Below are 15500 nucleotides of genomic sequence, written 5' to 3' on the forward strand. Positions count from 1 at the left end.
GCAGGAGCGGGCAAGCCCGCACTTGCATGTATCAGCTGTTCTTCGGCAGCGGCCACAACTCGCCTGGATCGAGAGCTTCGAACACCAGTTCGGGTTGACGCTGACCCAGGCGTGCCAGCAACTCCTGCGCGGCACTTTGCGCGGTCCAGGGCTCCGGAATGGCCTGTGCCGAGGTCACCGGGGTTTTCAGCGATTGTGGCGCCACCACGGTCAGGTCTATACCCAGCGCCTTCAGGGCGGGACGCTGCAGACGAAGCCACTGTGGCAGGCTGTTGCTGCCACTGGCTGGCTGGTTCGGCTCGTACAGCTGCAATGCCGAGTAACGGCTGAGAACAGCCATCACCTGTGGATTGTCACCTTTGGCCAGAAGCGGCAAAGCGCCAATCAGGCACTGTTCGGTGGCGCTCAAGTTGCTGCTGACGATCTGTTCGAACAGTTGCGCCTGCGTCACGTCGGCAGGAAGGTAATCGCAGGTTCCGGCATTGATGATCAGGCAATCCAGCGCGCTCCAGCGGCTCGGGAGGCGCTGGGCGGCGTCCGGCAAGTGGTCCCCAAGGCGCACCAAGTTTCCACCGTAGCGTTGGCCCAAGTTGTCGAGTTGCTGGCTATCCCTGCCACTGGCGGCAACCTGGTGCCCGCTCGCGAGCAACTGTTCCACCAAGGCCAGGCCAAGTCCGTGGCTGGCTCCTGTAATCCAGAAACGATGTGTCATGCTCTATGCCCCTTGATCCTGCCAGCTGGACAAGCCTTTGAAAGCTTCCAATGCACGTTGGCGACTACTGTCGATATCGACTATCGGGCTCGCGTAATGATTTGTAGCAAATAGATCGCCAGATTTCACCGGGTAGTGAATCGATTTATCTTCCCTGTCCTTCAATTCCGGCAGCCATCGACGAATGAACACCCCCTTCGGGTCGAAGCGCTGTGACTGGGTAACAGGATTGAAAATGCGGAAATAGGGAACTGCGTCAGTGCCTGTAGAGGCGCTCCACTGCCAGCCGCCGTTGTTGGCGGCCAGGTCGCCGTCTATCAGGTGGCGCATGAAATGCCGCTCGCCATATCGCCAGTCGATCAGCAGGTTCTTGCTGAGGAACATGGCGACGATCATGCGCAGCCGGTTGTGCATCCAGCCGGTGTGCAGCAACTGACGCATGGCTGCATCGATGATAGGGAAGCCGGTGCGGCCTTCCTTCCAGGCTTGCAGGTCGCCAGGCGCATCACGCCAAGGCAGCGCCTCGGTGTGTGGGCGGAAGGCGCGATGCCGCGAGACCCGGGGATAACCCACCAGGGTGTGCTTGTAGAACTCGCGCCATAGCAGCTCGTTGACCCAGGTCTGCACACCGACGCTGCCACTGTCGAATTCACCCCGGTTGCTCCCAAGGGCCGCGTGCAGGCACTGACGTGGCGAGACCACACCCGCAGCCAGGTAAGGCGAAAGCTGGCTGGTACCGGCCTTGGCGGGCAAGTCGCGCAGTTGTGCGTAATCCTCGACGGTTTCGTCGACAAAGCGCTGCAACCGCTGCCGTGCTTCATCCTCACCGGCGGGCCAGTGCTGGCGCAGGGCGTCGGAAGGTGCTTCGAAGCCTTCGATATGCTCGGGTATGGCGTCGCCGTGAATACCCAGCATCTCTTGACGACGTACAGGTGGAACGAGAGAGGGGAGGCTGCGGTGCAGATGTTCCAGGCAGACCCGTTTGAACTGGCTGAAGACCTGGAAATACTGGCCTGCGCGGGTCAGCACGCTACCGGGCCTGAACAGCAACTGGTCGAGGTGGGCGGTAGCGCCAATTCCTGCGTGTTGCAGCAGGTTCCGAGTCGCTTCGTCGCGCCGGGTCTCGTTGATGCCGTATTCCTCGTTCCAGTGCACGGCCTCGATGCTGTGCTGGCGGCAGACATCGAGCACGCATTGCGGGGCGTCCTCCCACGTATCGACTTGGCGAATCAACAGGGGAATATTCAGCGCCGCGAGTGACTGGCGCAGCAGCCTCAGGTTGCGCAGCCAGAAGTCGACCTTGCAGGGTGCGTCGTCATGGGCCAGCCACTGGCCAGGGCTGGCGACCCAGAGGGCCACGGTCGGACCGCGCTGGCAGGCGGCCGCGAGAGCGGTGTTATCGTCCACACGCAGGTCACTGCGTAGCCATATCAATTGCATGGAATACGAGCCCAAGATTGGTCAGGGTTGTTGAAGGCCGCGCAAGGCAGCTTGCGGGCTGTCGAACAGGGACAGGTTGGTAAGCGACAATGCGCGTAGCTCTGCCTCATGAAGAGTGACCGTGCTGCCACCCAGGAGTTTCCTTACGTTGGTTTCCCGCAGCATGCGGCCCAGTGCGGCGAGGTCGGGGCGGCGTCCGAGGTGCAGCAGCAGTGCTTGTGGTTGCAAGCGCTCCACGGCTTGGCGCAGCTGACGAGGCTCGACCGACCACTCGAGAATCTCCAGAGGGTGGCCATTGCTGCTCAGCAGCCAGGCGCAGAGCCAGAACTCCGGGTCGAAGGCTGTATCGTCGGTACGGGCGAGCAGGACGCAGGTGCCGGTGAGAGAGTGGCCGTCGTGATAGACCCGCGCCCCCAGCTTGCTGCGCAGCCAGGTGTGAAAGAACACTTGCTCCAGGCGGGCGTCGAAATGGGTTTGCCAGCGCAGGGTGAGGGCCTCCAGCAGGGGCAGGAGCAGGCGCTCGCACACGGTCACGGCGGGGTAGAGGGCCATCACCTGGTTCAACTGTTGGTCGAGAGGGCGCTGGGCAAGGCGAGCGATTGCCATGATCAGTTGCTCGATACGCTCGCCCCATTCGCCCTGCAGGGTTGGCGGAGTGTTCTCCGTGTTGTCCAGCAACTCGCGCACCTGGCTGATTGCAGCGCCGCGTTCCAGCCAGCGCAGCGCGGCCTGGACCCGTTGCACCTGGTCTTGTGGATAGAGGCGATGGCCCTTGGGTGTGCGCTGAGGCTTGATCAGGCCGTAGCGCCGCTCCCAGGCGCGCAAGGTGACCGGGTTGACGCCGGTGAGCCGTGCTACCTCGCCGATAGGGAGCAACTCGTCAGATGGCATTGCGTAGTCCAAGGTCTTCCGGGTGGGGTTGCAGGTAGGCCTGTTGCAACAGGTAAGGGTCGGGATGGCAGCGCAAATGATGCTTGAGCAGGGTCAGTGGGACCACCAGCGGCACTACGCCTCTCTGGTACTGGCCGATGATCTGCTGCAGCTCGGCCTTGTCGCTTTGGCCCAGTTCGTTGCGCAGGTACCCGCTCAGGTGCTGCAGCACATTGCCGTGGGTACCGCGGCTGGCGCATCGGCGCAGGGCCTGCATCAACTGGCTGAAGTATTGCAGGCCGAGTTGCAACGGGTCGTCGTCCCGGCGCATGTTGCCAAGCAGGCGGCCAAGAGTCCGGTACGCCTGGGGGTTGTGGGCCATCAACAGGTACTTGTAGCGGGCATGGAAGCGAATCAGAGCGCCGCGGCTCATGCCCTGGCGCAGCTGCTGCTGCCAGTCGGCGTAGGCATACACACGGGCGATGAAGTTTTCTCGCAGTACCGGGTCGTGCAGGCGACCTTCTTCCTCGACCGGCAGGTCCGGGCGCAGGGCGCAGAAGGCCGCGGCATAGACACCGCGACCATGATGAGCCGGGCGGCCGTCTTCCTGATAGACCTTGACCCGTTCGAGGCCACAGGACGGTGACTTTTGCATGAAAATGTAGCCGCAGATATCGTCCAGTTCGCCGGCCATCTGCTCACCGTAGGCGCGCAGTGGGCCGGCGAGGTCGGTGGTGCTGTTGCGCGTGCCGGTGACCGCTGGATGTGCAGGGTCCCCCACCAGGCGGATAGGTTCGCGCGGGGTACCCAGGCCGATGGCGACTTCGGGGCACAGCGGCGCCCAGTCAAAGTGCTTGTCGAGCAGGTCGAGACACAGGCTGGAGGCTTTGTGGCCGGCGTTGTAGCGCACGTTGAGGCCGGTCAGGCAGGCGCTGATGGCCAGGCGTGGCTTGCCGTTGGGCGTGGGAGCGTTCATCACTGTCTCCGAATGACTTGTACAGGCAGCACAATTTGTACAAGGCAATTTCAGCACAGATGTAAACTTATACAAACAAATTTTTTGTATAAGTTTTAGGAGCGACTACTCCAGATGCTCCAGCAAGCGCCTGGCGGCTTCCTGGCCGCTGAGCCAGGCGCCCTCGACGCGCCCGGACAGGCACCAGTCGCCACAGGCGTACAGGCCCAGGTCGGCATCGGCCAGTGTGCCCCACTCATGGTTGCTGGTTGGGCGAGCGTAGAGCCAGCGGTGGGCGAGGGCAAAGGTTGGCGCGGGTACCACGCACCCGACCAGTTCGGCGAACTCACCCCGCAGCTGCTCGATCACTTCCTCCTTGGCAAGGTCAATATGCTGCCTGCTCCAGCTGGAGGTGGCATGCAGCACCCAGGTATCGAGTTGCTCGTCACGGCCTGGCTTGCTGCGGTTGCGCGCCAGCCAGTCGAGCGGGTTGTCCTGGACGAAGCAGCCCTGCATGGGGGTGTCGAGTGGTGTCTCGAAGCCCAGGGCGATGGCCCAGGTCGGCTCCATCTGCACACCGGCGGCAACCGCCGCGAGTTTCGGCGCGGCCGCCAGCAGCGGTGTGGCCTGAGGGGCCGGCACGGCGATCACCACGCGGCTGAACGGCCCATGGCTGCAGCCTTCGGTGTCCTGCAGGTGCCAGTACTGCTTGCCACGGAACACTTCGGCGATGCGGCAGCCGAAATTGACCGTGACATCCTTGAGCAGGCCACGGGTGATGGCGCTCATGCGCGGCACGCCGACCCAGCGGACCTGTTCGTCGGGGGAGGGCGTCAGTTCGCCATCGCGGTAGTTGTACAACTGCGGTTTCCACTGCTCGGCCCAGCCTGAGGCGACCCAGTGCTGGACCTGTTCGACGAAGCGCCGGTCACGTGCCGTGAAGTACTGCGCGCCCAGGTCGAGGGCCCCGGCCTCGCTGCGCTTGCTGGCCATGCGGCCTCCGCTGCCATGGCCCTTGTCGAACAGGTGGACGGTCTGCCCGGCCTTCTGCAGGGCCTGGGCTGCGGACAGGCCGGCGATACCGGCTCCGATGATGGCGATGGGTACTGTCATGATGGCCTCTTCGAACCTAGCTTTACGCAGCGTACGCTGCCAGGCAAACCTGTACAATGCACAATGTTTGTATAAGGTTATTCCGCTCGATAGGCAGGTGGCCTATGTTTATCCGAGAGCGATCGGTCAAAAAAGTGCCTTGATCTTAAAAATAGACCACGGCCGCCAACTGTGAGGACACAGCCATGCATATATTGCTGACCGGCGGTACCGGCCTTATCGGCCAACACCTTTGCCAACGGTGGCAGGCCGACGGCCATCGGCTGACGGTCTGGAGCCGCCGGCCGGAACAGGTGGCGAAAATCTGTGGCACTGGAGTGCGTGGCGTCGCGCGGCTGGACGATATCGCCGCCGACGACCCAGTGGATGCGGTCATCAACCTGGCCGGCGCGCCCATCGCCGATCGTCCCTGGACTGCGGCGCGCCGCACCCTGCTCTGGGCCAGCCGGGTGGCGCTCACCGAGCAGCTGCTGGCCTGGCTGGAGCGCCGCGACCAGCGCCCGTCGGTGCTGATCTCGGGCTCTGCGGTGGGCTGGTACGGCGACGGCGGCGAGCGCGAGCTCACGGAGAGCTCGGCCCCGGTGAAGGAGGACTTCGCCAGCCAGCTGTGCATCGCCTGGGAGGAGACTGCCCTGCGTGCGCAGGCATTGGGTATCCGCGTCGTGCTGGTGCGCACCGGCCTGGTGCTGGCTGCCGATGGCGGCTTTTTGTCGCGCCTGCGCCTGCCCTACAAACTGGGCCTTGGCGGGCCATTGGGCGATGGTCGGCAGTGGATGCCTTGGGTGCATATCGACGATCAAATCGCCTTGATTGATTTTCTCATGCAGCAAAAGGAAGCCAGCGGTCCCTATAATGCCTGCGCGCCGGAGCCGGTACGCAACCGCGAGTTCGCCAAGCGCCTGGGGCGCACCTTGCATCGTCCGGCATGGATGCCGATGCCGGCGCTGCTGCTCAAGGCCGGGCTCGGCGAGATGTCGACGCTGCTGCTCGGTGGCCAGCGCGCCCGCCCTGTGCGTCTGCTGGCGGCGGGTTTCACGTTCCGTTTCAACGATCTGCAATCGGCGTTGGACAACCTGTCCAGCCGCCTCTGACATAGGACGCTGCATGACCGATCATGCCCTGCTGCTGGTCAACCTCGGTTCGCCGGCTTCCACCTCGGTGGCCGACGTGCGCCGCTACCTCAACCAGTTCCTGATGGACCCGTACGTGATCGATCTGCCCTGGCCGGTGCGGCGGTTGCTGGTGTCGCTGATCCTGATCAAGCGGCCGGAGCAGTCTGCCCATGCCTATGGGTCGATCTGGTGGGACGAAGGCTCGCCCCTGGTGGTACTGACCCGCCGCCTGCGCCAGGCGATGGTCGAGCATTGGCCCCATGGCCCGGTGGAAATCGCCATGCGCTATGGCGAGCCGGCACTGCCTGGCGTGCTCGAGCGCCTGGCTGCGCAAGGTGTGCGCAAGGTGACGTTGGCACCGCTTTATCCACAGTTCGCCGACAGTACCGTGACCACGGTGGTGGAACTGGCGAAGCAGACCATCGCCGAGCGCCGGCTGCCCCTGCAGACCCGCGTGCTCCAGCCGTTCTACGAGCATCCCGACTATATCGAGGCATTGGTCGCCAGCGCCCGCCCGTACCTCGAGCAAGACTACGATCACCTGTTGCTGAGCTTCCATGGTTTGCCTGAGCGACACCTGAAAAAGCTCGACCCCACCGGCAATCACGATTTCCAGGCTGCCGACTGCTGCAAGGACGCCAGCGCCGAGATGCGCGCGGTGTGTTATCGCGGCCAGTGCCTGGCCACGGCCAGGGCGTTCGCTGCGAAGATGGGTATCCCGGACGGCAAGTGGTCAGTATCGTTCCAGTCGCGTCTGGGTCGGGCCAAGTGGATCGAGCCCTACACCGAAACGCGTCTGGACGAGCTGGGCAAGGCGGGAGTGAAGAAGTTGCTGGTGATGTGTCCGGCGTTTGTCGCCGACTGCATCGAGACACTGGAAGAGATCGGTATGCGCGGCAGTGAGCAGTTCGTCGAGGCCGGCGGCAAGGAGCTGGTGCTGGTGCCGTGCCTGAACGATCACCCGGAGTGGGTGAGGGTGCTGGCGGAGATGTGCGAGAAGGCCTGACCAAGTATTCGTGGGAGCAGGTTAGCCCGCTCCCACGAACGCAGCGGCCCGATCAGGGCAACTGATCATCCAGCTTCTTGTTCTTCCAGCCATCATTGCCCGGCAGGATCAGGTTCAGGGCAATGGCCACCACGGCGCACAGGGCGATGCCCTTCAGGCCCCAGTCGTCCGGGCCGTCACCGCTGCCGATCAGCACGCCGCCGATACCGAACACCAGGGTCACCGAGACAATCACCAGGTTGCGGGCTTCGGCCAGGTCGATCTTGTGGCGGATCATGGTGTTCATGCCCACCGCGGCGATCGAGCCGAACAACAGGCAGAGAATGCCGCCCATCACCGGCACCGGAATGCTCTGCAGCAATGCGCCGAATTTGCCGATGAAGGCCAGGGTGATGGCGAAGACCGCCGCCCAGGTCATGATCTTCGGGTTGTAGTTCTTGGTCAGCATCACCGCGCCGGTCACTTCGGCGTAGGTGGTGTTGGGCGGGCCGCCGAACAGGCCGGCTGCCGTGGTGGCCAGGCCGTCACCCAGCAGCGTGCGGTGCAGGCCGGGTTTTTTCAGGTAGTCGCGGCCGGTCACGCTGCCCACCGCAATCACCCCGCCGATGTGTTCGATCGCCGGGGCCAGGGCCACGGGCACGATGAACAGAATGGCCTGCCAGTTGAAGGCTGGCGCGGTGAAGTTGGGCAGTTCCAGCCATGGGGCCGCGGCGATCTTGGCAGTGTCGACCACGCCGAAGGCGAACGACAGAGCGAAGCCCACCAGCACGCCGGAGATGATCGGTACCAGACGGAATATGCCTTTGCCGAACACGGCCACGATCAGCGTGGTCAGCAGTGCCGGCATGGAGATCAGCATGGCGGTCTTGTACGGCATCAGCGCAGCGCCGTCACCACCCTTGCCCATCGCCATGTTGGCGGCAATCGGCGCCATGGCCAGGCCGATGGAAATGATCACCGGGCCGATGACCACCGGCGGCAGCATGCGGTCGATGAAGCCGGTGCCCTTGATTTTCACCATCAGGCCCATGAAGGTGTACACGAAGCCTGCCGCCATGACGCCGCCCATGGTCTCGGCCAGGCCGAACTGGCCCTTGGCGAGGATGATCGGGGTGATGAAAGCGAAGCTCGAGGCCAGGAACACCGGAACCTGACGGCCCGTGACCAGCTGGAACAGCAGGGTGCCGATGCCGGCGGTGAACAGCGCCACATTGGGGTCGAGGCCGGTGATCAACGGCATCAGCACCAGCGCGCCGAATGCCACGAAGAGCATCTGCGCGCCCGAAACGACCTGGCGCCAGAGCGGGTCGTTGAAGCCGTCCTGCATGGTCAGGCGTCCTTCTGCTTGGTGCCGAAGATCTTGTCGCCGGCATCACCCAGGCCCGGCACGATGTAGCCGTGCTCGTTGAGGCGCTGGTCGATCGAGGCGGTATAGATCTGCACGTCCGGGTGGGCTTTTTCCACCACTTCGATGCCTTCGGGCGCCGCGACCAGGACCATGGCGCGGATTTCCTTGCAGCCGGCTTTTTTCAGCAGGTCGATGGTGGCGACCATCGAGTTGCCGGTGGCCAGCATCGGGTCGATGATCAGGGCCAGGCGCTGGTTGATATCCGGCGCGAGCTTCTCGAGGTAGGTATGGGCCTCGAGGGTTTCTTCGTTGCGGGCCACGCCCACGGCGCTGACTTTGGCGCCGGGGATCAGGCTGAGCACGCCGTCGAGCATGCCGATGCCGGCGCGCAGGATCGGCACTACGGTGATCTTCTTGCCGGCGATTTTCTCGACTTGCACCTTGCCGCACCAGCCGTCGATCTCGTAGGTTTCGAGCGGCAGGTCCTGGGTGGCTTCATAGGTCAGCAGTGCACCGACTTCCTGGGCGAGTTCGCGAAAATTCTTGGTGCTGATATCGGCACGGCGCATCAGGCCGAGCTTGTGGCGGATCAGCGGATGGCGGATCTCACGAGTAGGCATAGGGGGAGGGCTCCGGGAGGCGGGCAAAAAAACCGCGCTAGATTAATCTATTCAGTCCTTGATGTCGTGCAGTCATTGTGCACGTTAGTCCATAAAGGCTTGATCTGGGACGAGCGGATGCGTACCTTTGCCCGCTTTTCCAAAACGCACCCCCTGGAGAGCGCCATGTCCGCCGATCTCGAGCATATCCGTCAAGTGATGCGCGAGGCTGATTGCCTGTACAACGAAGCCGAGGTCGAGGCCGCCATCGCCGAGGTCGGCAAACAGATCTGCAAGGACCTGCACGACAAGAACCCGGTGGTCTTCTGCGTGATGAACGGTGGCCTGATCTTCTCCGGCAAGCTGCTGACCCACCTGCAGTTCCCGTTGGAGGCCTCGTACCTGCACGCCACCCGTTACCGCAACACCACCAGCGGTGGCGAGCTGTTCTGGAAGGCCAAGCCGGAAGTGTCGTTCATCGACCGTGACGTGCTGATCGTCGACGATATCCTCGACGAAGGGCACACCCTCAGCGCCATCATCGAGTTCTGCAAGCACGCCGGCGCCCGCGCCGTGCACACCGCAGTGCTGATCGACAAGGACCACGACCGCAAGGCCAGCCCGGACCTGAAGGCCACCTACACCGGCTTGTCGTGCGTCGATCGCTACGTCTTCGGCTACGGCATGGACTACAAGGGCTACTGGCGCAACGCCAACGGCCTCTTCGCCGTCAAGGGGATGTGAGCATGCGCCAGCCTGCGTTCCTCGATCAGTCGTTGTTCGTCGGGCTGGTACAAAAGGCCGCCGAGAGTCCGCGTGGTCGTCAGCACCACAACTTCCACCAGATGGAAGAGCCCTGCCACCGCATGGCGGTGGGTTTGCAGCCAGCTACCTACATCCCACCGCACAGGCACCTGAGTGACGACAAGGCCGAGGTCCTGATCGTCCTCAAGGGGCGCTTGGGGTTGCTGATCTTCGATGACCTGGGACAGGTCACCGACAAACGTGTGCTGCAGGCGGGCGGCGAGTGTCTTGGGGTCGACCTGGTGCCAGGCACCTACCATGGCCTGGTGGTGCTCGAGGCCGACAGCGTCATGTTCGAGTGCAAGGCCGGGCCGTACCGGGCGGTGGGCGAGGGGGAGCACGCTCACTGGGCGCCGCGTGAAGGTGAAGCGGCTGTTGCCGAGTATCACGCCTGGATGCGCGCGCAGTTCGATTGAGCTTGTGCCCAATCTTGAGCCCGCTCCCTTACTTCAGGACCGGGCTTGCTCCGCGACAGGGCCTGTGCGTAGAGTGCCTGCTCATGCCAAGGAGCCCTACATGCGTGCGATCGTCCCCCTCTTGATGGCGGTGAGCCTGCCGCTTGCCGCCGCACCGCTGCACAGCCAGTTCCTCCCGCCTGACGACCTCTCACTGCGCCAGGAAGCACCGGCCAGCCAGCAACTGCTGCAGGTCACCGACTACAGCGTGGTGGTCGGCACCCAGCGCCAGTCCGACCAGCAGCCGATCCCGATCACCTCCTCCTTGCTGGTGCGCCTGAAGGGCAAGCCGCTGAGCAAGGGCTCGACCATCGGCCAGGTCCTGCTCAATTTCGACGGCGAGGGCGGCAAGAGCCTGAAGAAACCGGTGTACGACGACAAGACCCGCACCCTGACGCTCAACTACCCGCTGGCCAACTACCGTGCGGTCATGGACCTGCTGCGTAACGAGACGCTCTACGTTCAGTTCCTCACCTATGCCAACGGCCATATCTGGGCCGACCTGCACACCGGCACCGTACGTACGCGTTGAGGCTCGCCGTCGTCGGGGGGTAAACTGCCGTCCCTCGAAAATGTCCGTGATGGTCCAGTTGGAGTCGGCGATGCGTAAAGACAAGAAACAAGTGATTGGTGACGAGATCAGCGACGAGTACATCAAGACGTTCCTGCAGTTCGAGCCGGCCGATGGCCTGACTTCGCCTTCGCATCACAAGCTGATCAAGGGATACCGCGGCTTGCGCGTCGACGACTTCGAACGTTACGTCGGTTTCTTCGTGGCGGCCGGCTACGACCTGGATGGCAAGGACGAACATGGCAAGACTTTCGTCGAGGCCATCGCCGACCAGCGCAATGCGCCGGAGTACATCGAGATCATCGACAACGCCCGAGTTTGATCCGTGGCGTTGCGTGGGAGCGGCGCACCGCCGCTCCCACGAGGATTTGCCCGCAAACAAAAAACGCCCCGAAGGGCGTTTTTTCGTTTCAGCCGGATCAGGCGTAATGCTTGGCCGGGCTGTTTTCCACCAGCTCCAGCGCCACATCGTTTTCAGCGCTGATCTTGCGGTACAGGGCCGCGTCGGTGGCCAGGGTCTTCTCACGGGCGGGGAAGATCTCCTTGAGCTTGGCCGCCCAGGCACCCTTGGCCTGCTCGGGGAAGCAGCGCTCGATCAGCTCGAGCATGATCGACACGGTCACCGAGGCGCCCGGCGATGCGCCAAGCAGCGCGGCCAGGCTGCCGTCCTCGGCCGAGACCAGCTCGGTGCCGAACTGCAGGATGCCGCCTTTCTTCGGATCCTTCTTGATGATCTGCACCCGCTGGCCGGCCACTTCCAGGCGCCAGTCCTCGGCTTTCGCCTCCGGGTAGAAGCGGCGCAGCGATTCCAGGCGCTGCTCCATGGATTGCATCACTTCGCTGACCAGGTACTTGGTCAGGTCCATGTTGTCACGGGCCACGGCCAGCATCGGGCCGATGTTGCCCATGCGCACCGACAACGGCAGGTCCATGAAGGAGCCGTGCTTGAGGAACTTGGTGGTGAAGCCGGCGTATGGCCCGAACAGCAGCGATTTCTTGCCGTCGACCACGCGGGTGTCCAGGTGCGGCACCGACATCGGCGGGGCGCCGACCGCCGCCTGGCTGTAGACCTTGGCCTGGTGCTGCTTGACGATTTCCGGGTTGTCGCAACGCAGCCACTGGCCGCTGACCGGGAAGCCGCCGAAGCCCTTGCTTTCGGGGATGCCGGACACCTGCAGCAGGGGCAGGGCGGCGCCACCGGCACCGAGGAAGACGAAGCGGGCGTCCACTTCACGGCTGCCGCCGCTGTTGACGTCCTTGATGCTCACGGTCCAGCCGCTGCCGTTGCGACGCAGGCCGACGACCTTCTTGCTGTACTTGACCTGGGCATCCGGCGAGTCGCCAAGCAGCTTGAGGAGCTTGTTGGTGAGGGCGCCGAAGTTGACGTCGGTGCCTTTCATCACGCGGGTGGCGGCGATGTGCTGGTCGGCCGGGCGGCCGGGCATCATCAGCGGCATCCAGTCCTTCATCACGGCCTTGTCTTCGGTGTATTCCATCTCGGCGAAGGCGTGGTGCTGCTTGAGCAGCTCGAAACGCTTCTTGAGGAACGAAACGCCCTTGTCACCTTCGACATAGCTCAGGTGCGGCACCGGGTTGATGAAGGCGCGCGGCGAGCCGAAGTTGCCTTTGCGGCTCAGGTAGGCCCAGAACTGGCGCGAAACCTCGAACTGGGTGTTGATGTGCACGGCCTTCTTGATGTCGATGCTGCCATCGGCGGCCTGCGGGGTGTAATTGAGCTCGCACAGGCCGGCATGGCCGGTACCGGCGTTGTTCCAGGGGTTGGAACTCTCCGCGGCTCCGGAGTCCATCGCCTCGACGACCTCGAGCTTCAGGGTCGGGTCGAGCTCCTTGAGCAGTACGGCCAGGGTGGCACTCATGATGCCCGCGCCTACCAGTACCACATCAACCGATTCGTTCTGCGCCATTAACGCGTCTCCACAATCTACAGCACCTAATTGACAGCATAGGATCCCTGGGTTGGCCAGGATCGCCATGTCCGACTCTTCGCAGTTCTTGCAACTTCCGCGGACACCGCCAATCAGTCTTGGGTGTTCGGCTATTGAACGCCCATTGCCACGGGTGCGGCAATTCGACTTATGGTCAAGTGGTCCGTCGTGCGTTATGGACCGGCCTCAGGCATTCATCAGGGATGAGCGCTTTTGCCGTCTGTTCAGGGCTGTTCGGTACACATCTGCCGCTCTTGCACATGCCAGACTGTTCATTTGCTCGCCACACTCTCGTGAAGTTGTGAAAAACCGTTTTTTCACGCTCTTTTGGAGTCGTGAACCTCAAAAGTGGACTGCGCGATGGCAACCCGCAGGTTCATGCGCAGCGGACGGCCGGAAACAGCAGGCACGACAGCCAATGCAAGACCTGAGTGGAAGGCTCTCTGTGGGCGAAGCGTCGAGGGTGCCGGGTTGAAGCGGCGAATGCGGGGCCCGATCAGGAGACGTCCTTATAATCGGGGGGAGATTATAACGATGTCGCGGGCGGAAAGGGCGTACTTGTTGGGTTTTTATTGCAGCGTTTGTCAGGCTGCGAGGGTGCGTTGCTGCCAACGGCGCGTTGCACCGTCGCAAACCCGGGCGCTGGCCGGTAGCGGGTGGCCCAGCCAGGCCAGTCGCGCTTCGCTGACCGGCACCCAGGTGCCGTTGCCCGGCGGTGTGGCGCAGTGCTTGAAGGCCAGGCAGGTGCCATCGCTGTCGAGGCGGGCGTAGGTGGCGTGGCGCGGGCGGTGGAAGAGCAGGGTCCAGAGCGAGGCCATGACGTGGCGTCCTGTGAGTGAGGGCTGGCGCAAGGATAAACGCAGGGGCATGAAACGATTGTGACAAGCGGGCCGGGCGATGGCTGGCGTGTGGCGCGCTAGGTATACTGTGGGCCTTTGCCGCTTTTTCTGGAGAAATGCGCATGTTGCAACGTCTGTTGGTCGGTTTGTTCGCGGTGGCCAGCCTGAGCCTGGCCGGTTGTGCCCACAGCCCGCAGCAACTCAGCCCGCAACCCAAGCTCACCCAGCAATTGGCTCCGGTCGGCCACGGCCAGCCGGTGGTGGTCAGGGTTGTCGACGGGCGCGCCTCGCAGTCGCTCGGCACCCGTGGTGGCATGTACCCCGAGACCAGCACCATCACCGTCAATGGCAATGACGTGGTGCCCAAGCTGCAGGCCCAGGCCGAGGCGGCGGTGCGCCTGCTGGGCTTCACCCCGACGCCGAATGCCGGCAATGCCCCGCAGTTGACCGTGACCCTGGCCGAGCTCAAGTACCAGTCGCCCAAGGACAAGATGTACGTGACCGAGGCGACCATCGGTGCCACCTTCCGCGCTGACGTGTCGAATGCCAACCGTCGCTACAGCGGCCGTTACGGTGCGTCGCTGGACCAGCGCTTCGGCATGGCGCCGAACCAGGAAACCAACACCAAGCTGGTGAGTGACGTGCTCAGCGATGCCCTTACCCGCCTGTTCAAGGACCCGACCGTCGGTCAGGTGCTGGGCGAGTAAGTACGTCAATACAGCCATGAAAAAGCCCGCTGCCTGCGAAACAGGCAGCGGGCTTTTTCATGGCTGTATCTAGTGTGGTGTTTCACAAATAACGACCATAACTCGCGGTGCTTTTTGCGCTCATGCGGCGTTGTCGCTCCTCGCCGTAGCTGGGCTACGACTCGTCGCGACGCCTTGCCTGAGCGCAAAAAACACTCGCGAGTTATTGGTCGTATTTGCAAAACACCACACTAGGGCCGGTCAGGCGGCCTGGACGTGAAAGTCCAGCAGGCTGATGCCAGTGTGCGGGTCGATCTCCGGCAGGTCGTCGTGGGCATGCCCGCCCAGGGCGCAATACACCAGCCACTGACGGTCCTGGACGTTGATCGCGAAGCCGTCGATCAGCGCCTGTTGTTCGTCGCTCTGGGCCACGAGGTAGAGGCGGTCCTGGTTTTCGGCGTGCAGCATGACAAGCTCCGGTCAGTTGAAGGCCGACAGGGTGGCCTGTCTTGATGACGAGCGTGTGACAAATGAAATTAGGGTCTGTACGAAATGTGTCTGCGCGAAGGCCAGACAAGGCGAAACGGGGAGAGGAACGGCCGGGGTCGCGCCCGACTGTACTAGAGTACATGAGCATTCCGAGCCCCGTTTCAACGCAGTATGGGCGAGTGCAGATACATTTCGTACAGAGCCTGGATGACAGCTGGTCGCAAAGTGGCGGTGGTTGAAGTCGGCTTGGGTAGAATGTCGGGCTTTGCCACACCTGATACCGAGGTCGCGTAATGTCGTTGCAAGTGCTCTGGGGCTTCCTGGCCGCCCATCCGGCCAAGCTGATCAATCTGCTGGCGTTGCTGATCACCTGCCCCGGCGGGCTGCTGCTGCATGGCGCCCGACGCCGCGAGGCGCTCGTGAAGGAAAGCCTGGCGATGGATGAGGGGGTGGTGGACGTGCTCGAGCAGCGGGTGCCGCGCTATTACTACATCCTCGGTTTCTGCTGCCTGGCGATGGCGTTGCTGCTGTCCTGGTTCAGCACCTGGATCTAAA

18 protein-coding genes are annotated in these 15500 nt (G+C 63.2%); 8 read left to right on the forward strand and 10 right to left on the reverse strand.

Going from position 1 to position 15500, the window contains the following annotated elements; translation table 11 throughout:
- Positions 1-31 precede the first annotated feature (31 nt).
- The 5 genes from DFS21_RS00355 to DFS21_RS00375 all read right to left on the reverse strand — a co-directional run bounded on the left by DFS21_RS00355 (position 32) and on the right by DFS21_RS00375 (position 5090).
- The gene (locus tag DFS21_RS00355; RefSeq protein WP_111531673.1) at positions 32-712 is read right to left on the reverse strand and encodes an SDR family oxidoreductase; all 681 of its coding nucleotides are present in this window, start codon (positions 710-712) and stop codon (positions 32-34) included.
- Between the two features lie 3 nt (positions 713-715).
- Complete coding sequence (gene phrB / locus DFS21_RS00360; RefSeq protein ID WP_111531674.1) at positions 716-2152, reverse strand: deoxyribodipyrimidine photo-lyase; 1437 nt, start codon at positions 2150-2152, stop codon at positions 716-718.
- Between the two features lie 21 nt (positions 2153-2173).
- The gene (locus tag DFS21_RS00365) at positions 2174-3043 is read right to left on the reverse strand and encodes a MerR family transcriptional regulator (protein WP_110703059.1); all 870 of its coding nucleotides are present in this window, start codon (positions 3041-3043) and stop codon (positions 2174-2176) included.
- Positions 3033-3998, reverse strand: a complete 966-nt coding sequence (locus DFS21_RS00370; RefSeq protein WP_110703062.1) for a DUF1722 domain-containing protein — start codon at positions 3996-3998, stop codon at positions 3033-3035. Before DFS21_RS00370 ends, DFS21_RS00365 begins: the two co-directional genes overlap by 11 nt.
- Before the next feature lie 105 nt (positions 3999-4103).
- Complete coding sequence (locus tag DFS21_RS00375; protein ID WP_111531675.1) at positions 4104-5090, reverse strand: NAD(P)/FAD-dependent oxidoreductase; 987 nt, start codon at positions 5088-5090, stop codon at positions 4104-4106.
- A gap of 185 nt (positions 5091-5275) precedes the next feature.
- On the opposite strand from DFS21_RS00375, the gene DFS21_RS00380 reads away from it, so the two are divergent.
- Together DFS21_RS00380 and hemH are read left to right on the forward strand one after the other, a co-directional pair.
- The gene (locus tag DFS21_RS00380) at positions 5276-6181 is read left to right on the forward strand and encodes a TIGR01777 family oxidoreductase (RefSeq protein ID WP_110703068.1); all 906 of its coding nucleotides are present in this window, start codon (positions 5276-5278) and stop codon (positions 6179-6181) included.
- A gap of 13 nt (positions 6182-6194) precedes the next feature.
- Positions 6195-7208 (forward strand): ferrochelatase, encoded by a 1014-nt coding sequence (gene hemH, locus DFS21_RS00385; RefSeq protein WP_110703071.1) that lies wholly within the window; start codon positions 6195-6197, stop codon positions 7206-7208.
- Between the two features lie 52 nt (positions 7209-7260).
- Here hemH and DFS21_RS00390 read toward each other — a convergent pair whose 3' ends face one another.
- Both DFS21_RS00390 and upp read right to left on the reverse strand, forming a co-directional pair.
- Positions 7261-8535 carry a uracil-xanthine permease family protein gene (locus DFS21_RS00390; protein WP_038707351.1) on the reverse strand — a complete coding sequence of 425 codons (1275 nt, stop codon included), beginning with the start codon at positions 8533-8535 and terminating at the stop codon, positions 7261-7263.
- Between the two features lie 2 nt (positions 8536-8537).
- Positions 8538-9176 (reverse strand): uracil phosphoribosyltransferase, encoded by a 639-nt coding sequence (gene upp / locus DFS21_RS00395; RefSeq protein ID WP_023630748.1) that lies wholly within the window; start codon positions 9174-9176, stop codon positions 8538-8540.
- A 165-nt stretch (positions 9177-9341) separates the two neighbouring features.
- On the opposite strand from upp, the gene DFS21_RS00400 reads away from it, so the two are divergent.
- From DFS21_RS00400 to DFS21_RS00415, 4 genes are all read left to right on the forward strand, one after another.
- On the forward strand, positions 9342-9899 hold the full coding sequence (locus tag DFS21_RS00400) for a hypoxanthine-guanine phosphoribosyltransferase (protein WP_023630749.1): 558 nt from the start codon (positions 9342-9344) through the stop codon (positions 9897-9899).
- Positions 9900-9901: 2 nt separating this feature from the next.
- Positions 9902-10375: a WbuC family cupin fold metalloprotein gene (locus DFS21_RS00405; RefSeq protein ID WP_110703074.1), complete on the forward strand. Its 474-nt coding sequence runs from the start codon at positions 9902-9904 to the stop codon at positions 10373-10375.
- A 100-nt stretch (positions 10376-10475) separates the two neighbouring features.
- Entirely contained in the window at positions 10476-10946 is a 471-nt protein-coding gene (locus tag DFS21_RS00410; protein WP_111531676.1) for a hypothetical protein, read from the forward strand.
- A gap of 70 nt (positions 10947-11016) precedes the next feature.
- On the forward strand, positions 11017-11307 hold the full coding sequence (locus DFS21_RS00415; RefSeq protein ID WP_110703080.1) for a PA4642 family protein: 291 nt from the start codon (positions 11017-11019) through the stop codon (positions 11305-11307).
- A gap of 97 nt (positions 11308-11404) precedes the next feature.
- Here the strand turns inward: DFS21_RS00415 and mqo are convergent, their stop codons facing one another.
- Entirely contained in the window at positions 11405-12910 is a 1506-nt protein-coding gene (mqo, locus tag DFS21_RS00420; protein ID WP_111531677.1) for a malate dehydrogenase (quinone), read from the reverse strand.
- Between the two features lie 605 nt (positions 12911-13515).
- A complete protein-coding gene (locus DFS21_RS00425; RefSeq protein ID WP_102685298.1) occupies positions 13516-13749 on the reverse strand; it encodes a hypothetical protein in 234 nt (77 codons plus the stop codon).
- Between the two features lie 143 nt (positions 13750-13892).
- On the opposite strand from DFS21_RS00425, the gene DFS21_RS00430 reads away from it, so the two are divergent.
- Positions 13893-14477 carry a YajG family lipoprotein gene (locus tag DFS21_RS00430; protein WP_023630961.1) on the forward strand — a complete coding sequence of 195 codons (585 nt, stop codon included), beginning with the start codon at positions 13893-13895 and terminating at the stop codon, positions 14475-14477.
- Between the two features lie 240 nt (positions 14478-14717).
- Here the strand turns inward: DFS21_RS00430 and DFS21_RS00435 are convergent, their stop codons facing one another.
- Positions 14718-14924 carry a hypothetical protein gene (locus tag DFS21_RS00435; RefSeq protein ID WP_046857121.1) on the reverse strand — a complete coding sequence of 69 codons (207 nt, stop codon included), beginning with the start codon at positions 14922-14924 and terminating at the stop codon, positions 14718-14720.
- Positions 14925-15238: 314 nt separating this feature from the next.
- Here DFS21_RS00435 and DFS21_RS00440 point away from each other — a divergent pair, with 314 nt between their 5' ends.
- Positions 15239-15499, forward strand: a complete 261-nt coding sequence (locus tag DFS21_RS00440) for a hypothetical protein (protein ID WP_110703083.1) — start codon at positions 15239-15241, stop codon at positions 15497-15499.
- Position 15500: the final 1 nt, after the last annotated feature.

It is taken from the genome of Pseudomonas sp. 2848 (assembly GCF_003253945.1).
In the GTDB taxonomy this organism is placed as follows: domain Bacteria; phylum Pseudomonadota; class Gammaproteobacteria; order Pseudomonadales; family Pseudomonadaceae; genus Aquipseudomonas.

Bases quoted from the DNA above. Each gene is read 5' to 3' on its own strand.
- DFS21_RS00435 (WP_046857121.1), bottom strand. From the start codon at position 14,924: ATGCTGCACGCCGAAAACCAGGACCGCCTCTACCTCGTGGCCCAGAGC.
- DFS21_RS00440 (WP_110703083.1), top strand. From the start codon at position 15,239: ATGTCGTTGCAAGTGCTCTGGGGCTTCCTGGCCGCCCATCCGGCCAAG.
- DFS21_RS00365 (WP_110703059.1), bottom strand. From the start codon at position 3,043: ATGCCATCTGACGAGTTGCTCCCTATCGGCGAGGTAGCACGGCTCACC.
- phrB (WP_111531674.1), bottom strand. From the start codon at position 2,152: ATGCAATTGATATGGCTACGCAGTGACCTGCGTGTGGACGATAACACC.
- upp (WP_023630748.1), bottom strand. From the start codon at position 9,176: ATGCCTACTCGTGAGATCCGCCATCCGCTGATCCGCCACAAGCTCGGC.
- DFS21_RS00405 (WP_110703074.1), top strand. From the start codon at position 9,902: ATGCGCCAGCCTGCGTTCCTCGATCAGTCGTTGTTCGTCGGGCTGGTA.
- DFS21_RS00390 (WP_038707351.1), bottom strand. From the start codon at position 8,535: ATGCAGGACGGCTTCAACGACCCGCTCTGGCGCCAGGTCGTTTCGGGC.
- mqo (WP_111531677.1), bottom strand. From the start codon at position 12,910: ATGGCGCAGAACGAATCGGTTGATGTGGTACTGGTAGGCGCGGGCATC.
- DFS21_RS00410 (WP_111531676.1), top strand. From the start codon at position 10,476: ATGCGTGCGATCGTCCCCCTCTTGATGGCGGTGAGCCTGCCGCTTGCC.
- DFS21_RS00400 (WP_023630749.1), top strand. From the start codon at position 9,342: ATGTCCGCCGATCTCGAGCATATCCGTCAAGTGATGCGCGAGGCTGAT.
- DFS21_RS00425 (WP_102685298.1), bottom strand. From the start codon at position 13,749: ATGGCCTCGCTCTGGACCCTGCTCTTCCACCGCCCGCGCCACGCCACC.
- DFS21_RS00375 (WP_111531675.1), bottom strand. From the start codon at position 5,090: ATGACAGTACCCATCGCCATCATCGGAGCCGGTATCGCCGGCCTGTCC.
- DFS21_RS00430 (WP_023630961.1), top strand. From the start codon at position 13,893: ATGTTGCAACGTCTGTTGGTCGGTTTGTTCGCGGTGGCCAGCCTGAGC.
- DFS21_RS00380 (WP_110703068.1), top strand. From the start codon at position 5,276: ATGCATATATTGCTGACCGGCGGTACCGGCCTTATCGGCCAACACCTT.
- DFS21_RS00415 (WP_110703080.1), top strand. From the start codon at position 11,017: ATGCGTAAAGACAAGAAACAAGTGATTGGTGACGAGATCAGCGACGAG.
- DFS21_RS00370 (WP_110703062.1), bottom strand. From the start codon at position 3,998: ATGAACGCTCCCACGCCCAACGGCAAGCCACGCCTGGCCATCAGCGCC.
- DFS21_RS00355 (WP_111531673.1), bottom strand. From the start codon at position 712: ATGACACATCGTTTCTGGATTACAGGAGCCAGCCACGGACTTGGCCTG.
- hemH (WP_110703071.1), top strand. From the start codon at position 6,195: ATGACCGATCATGCCCTGCTGCTGGTCAACCTCGGTTCGCCGGCTTCC.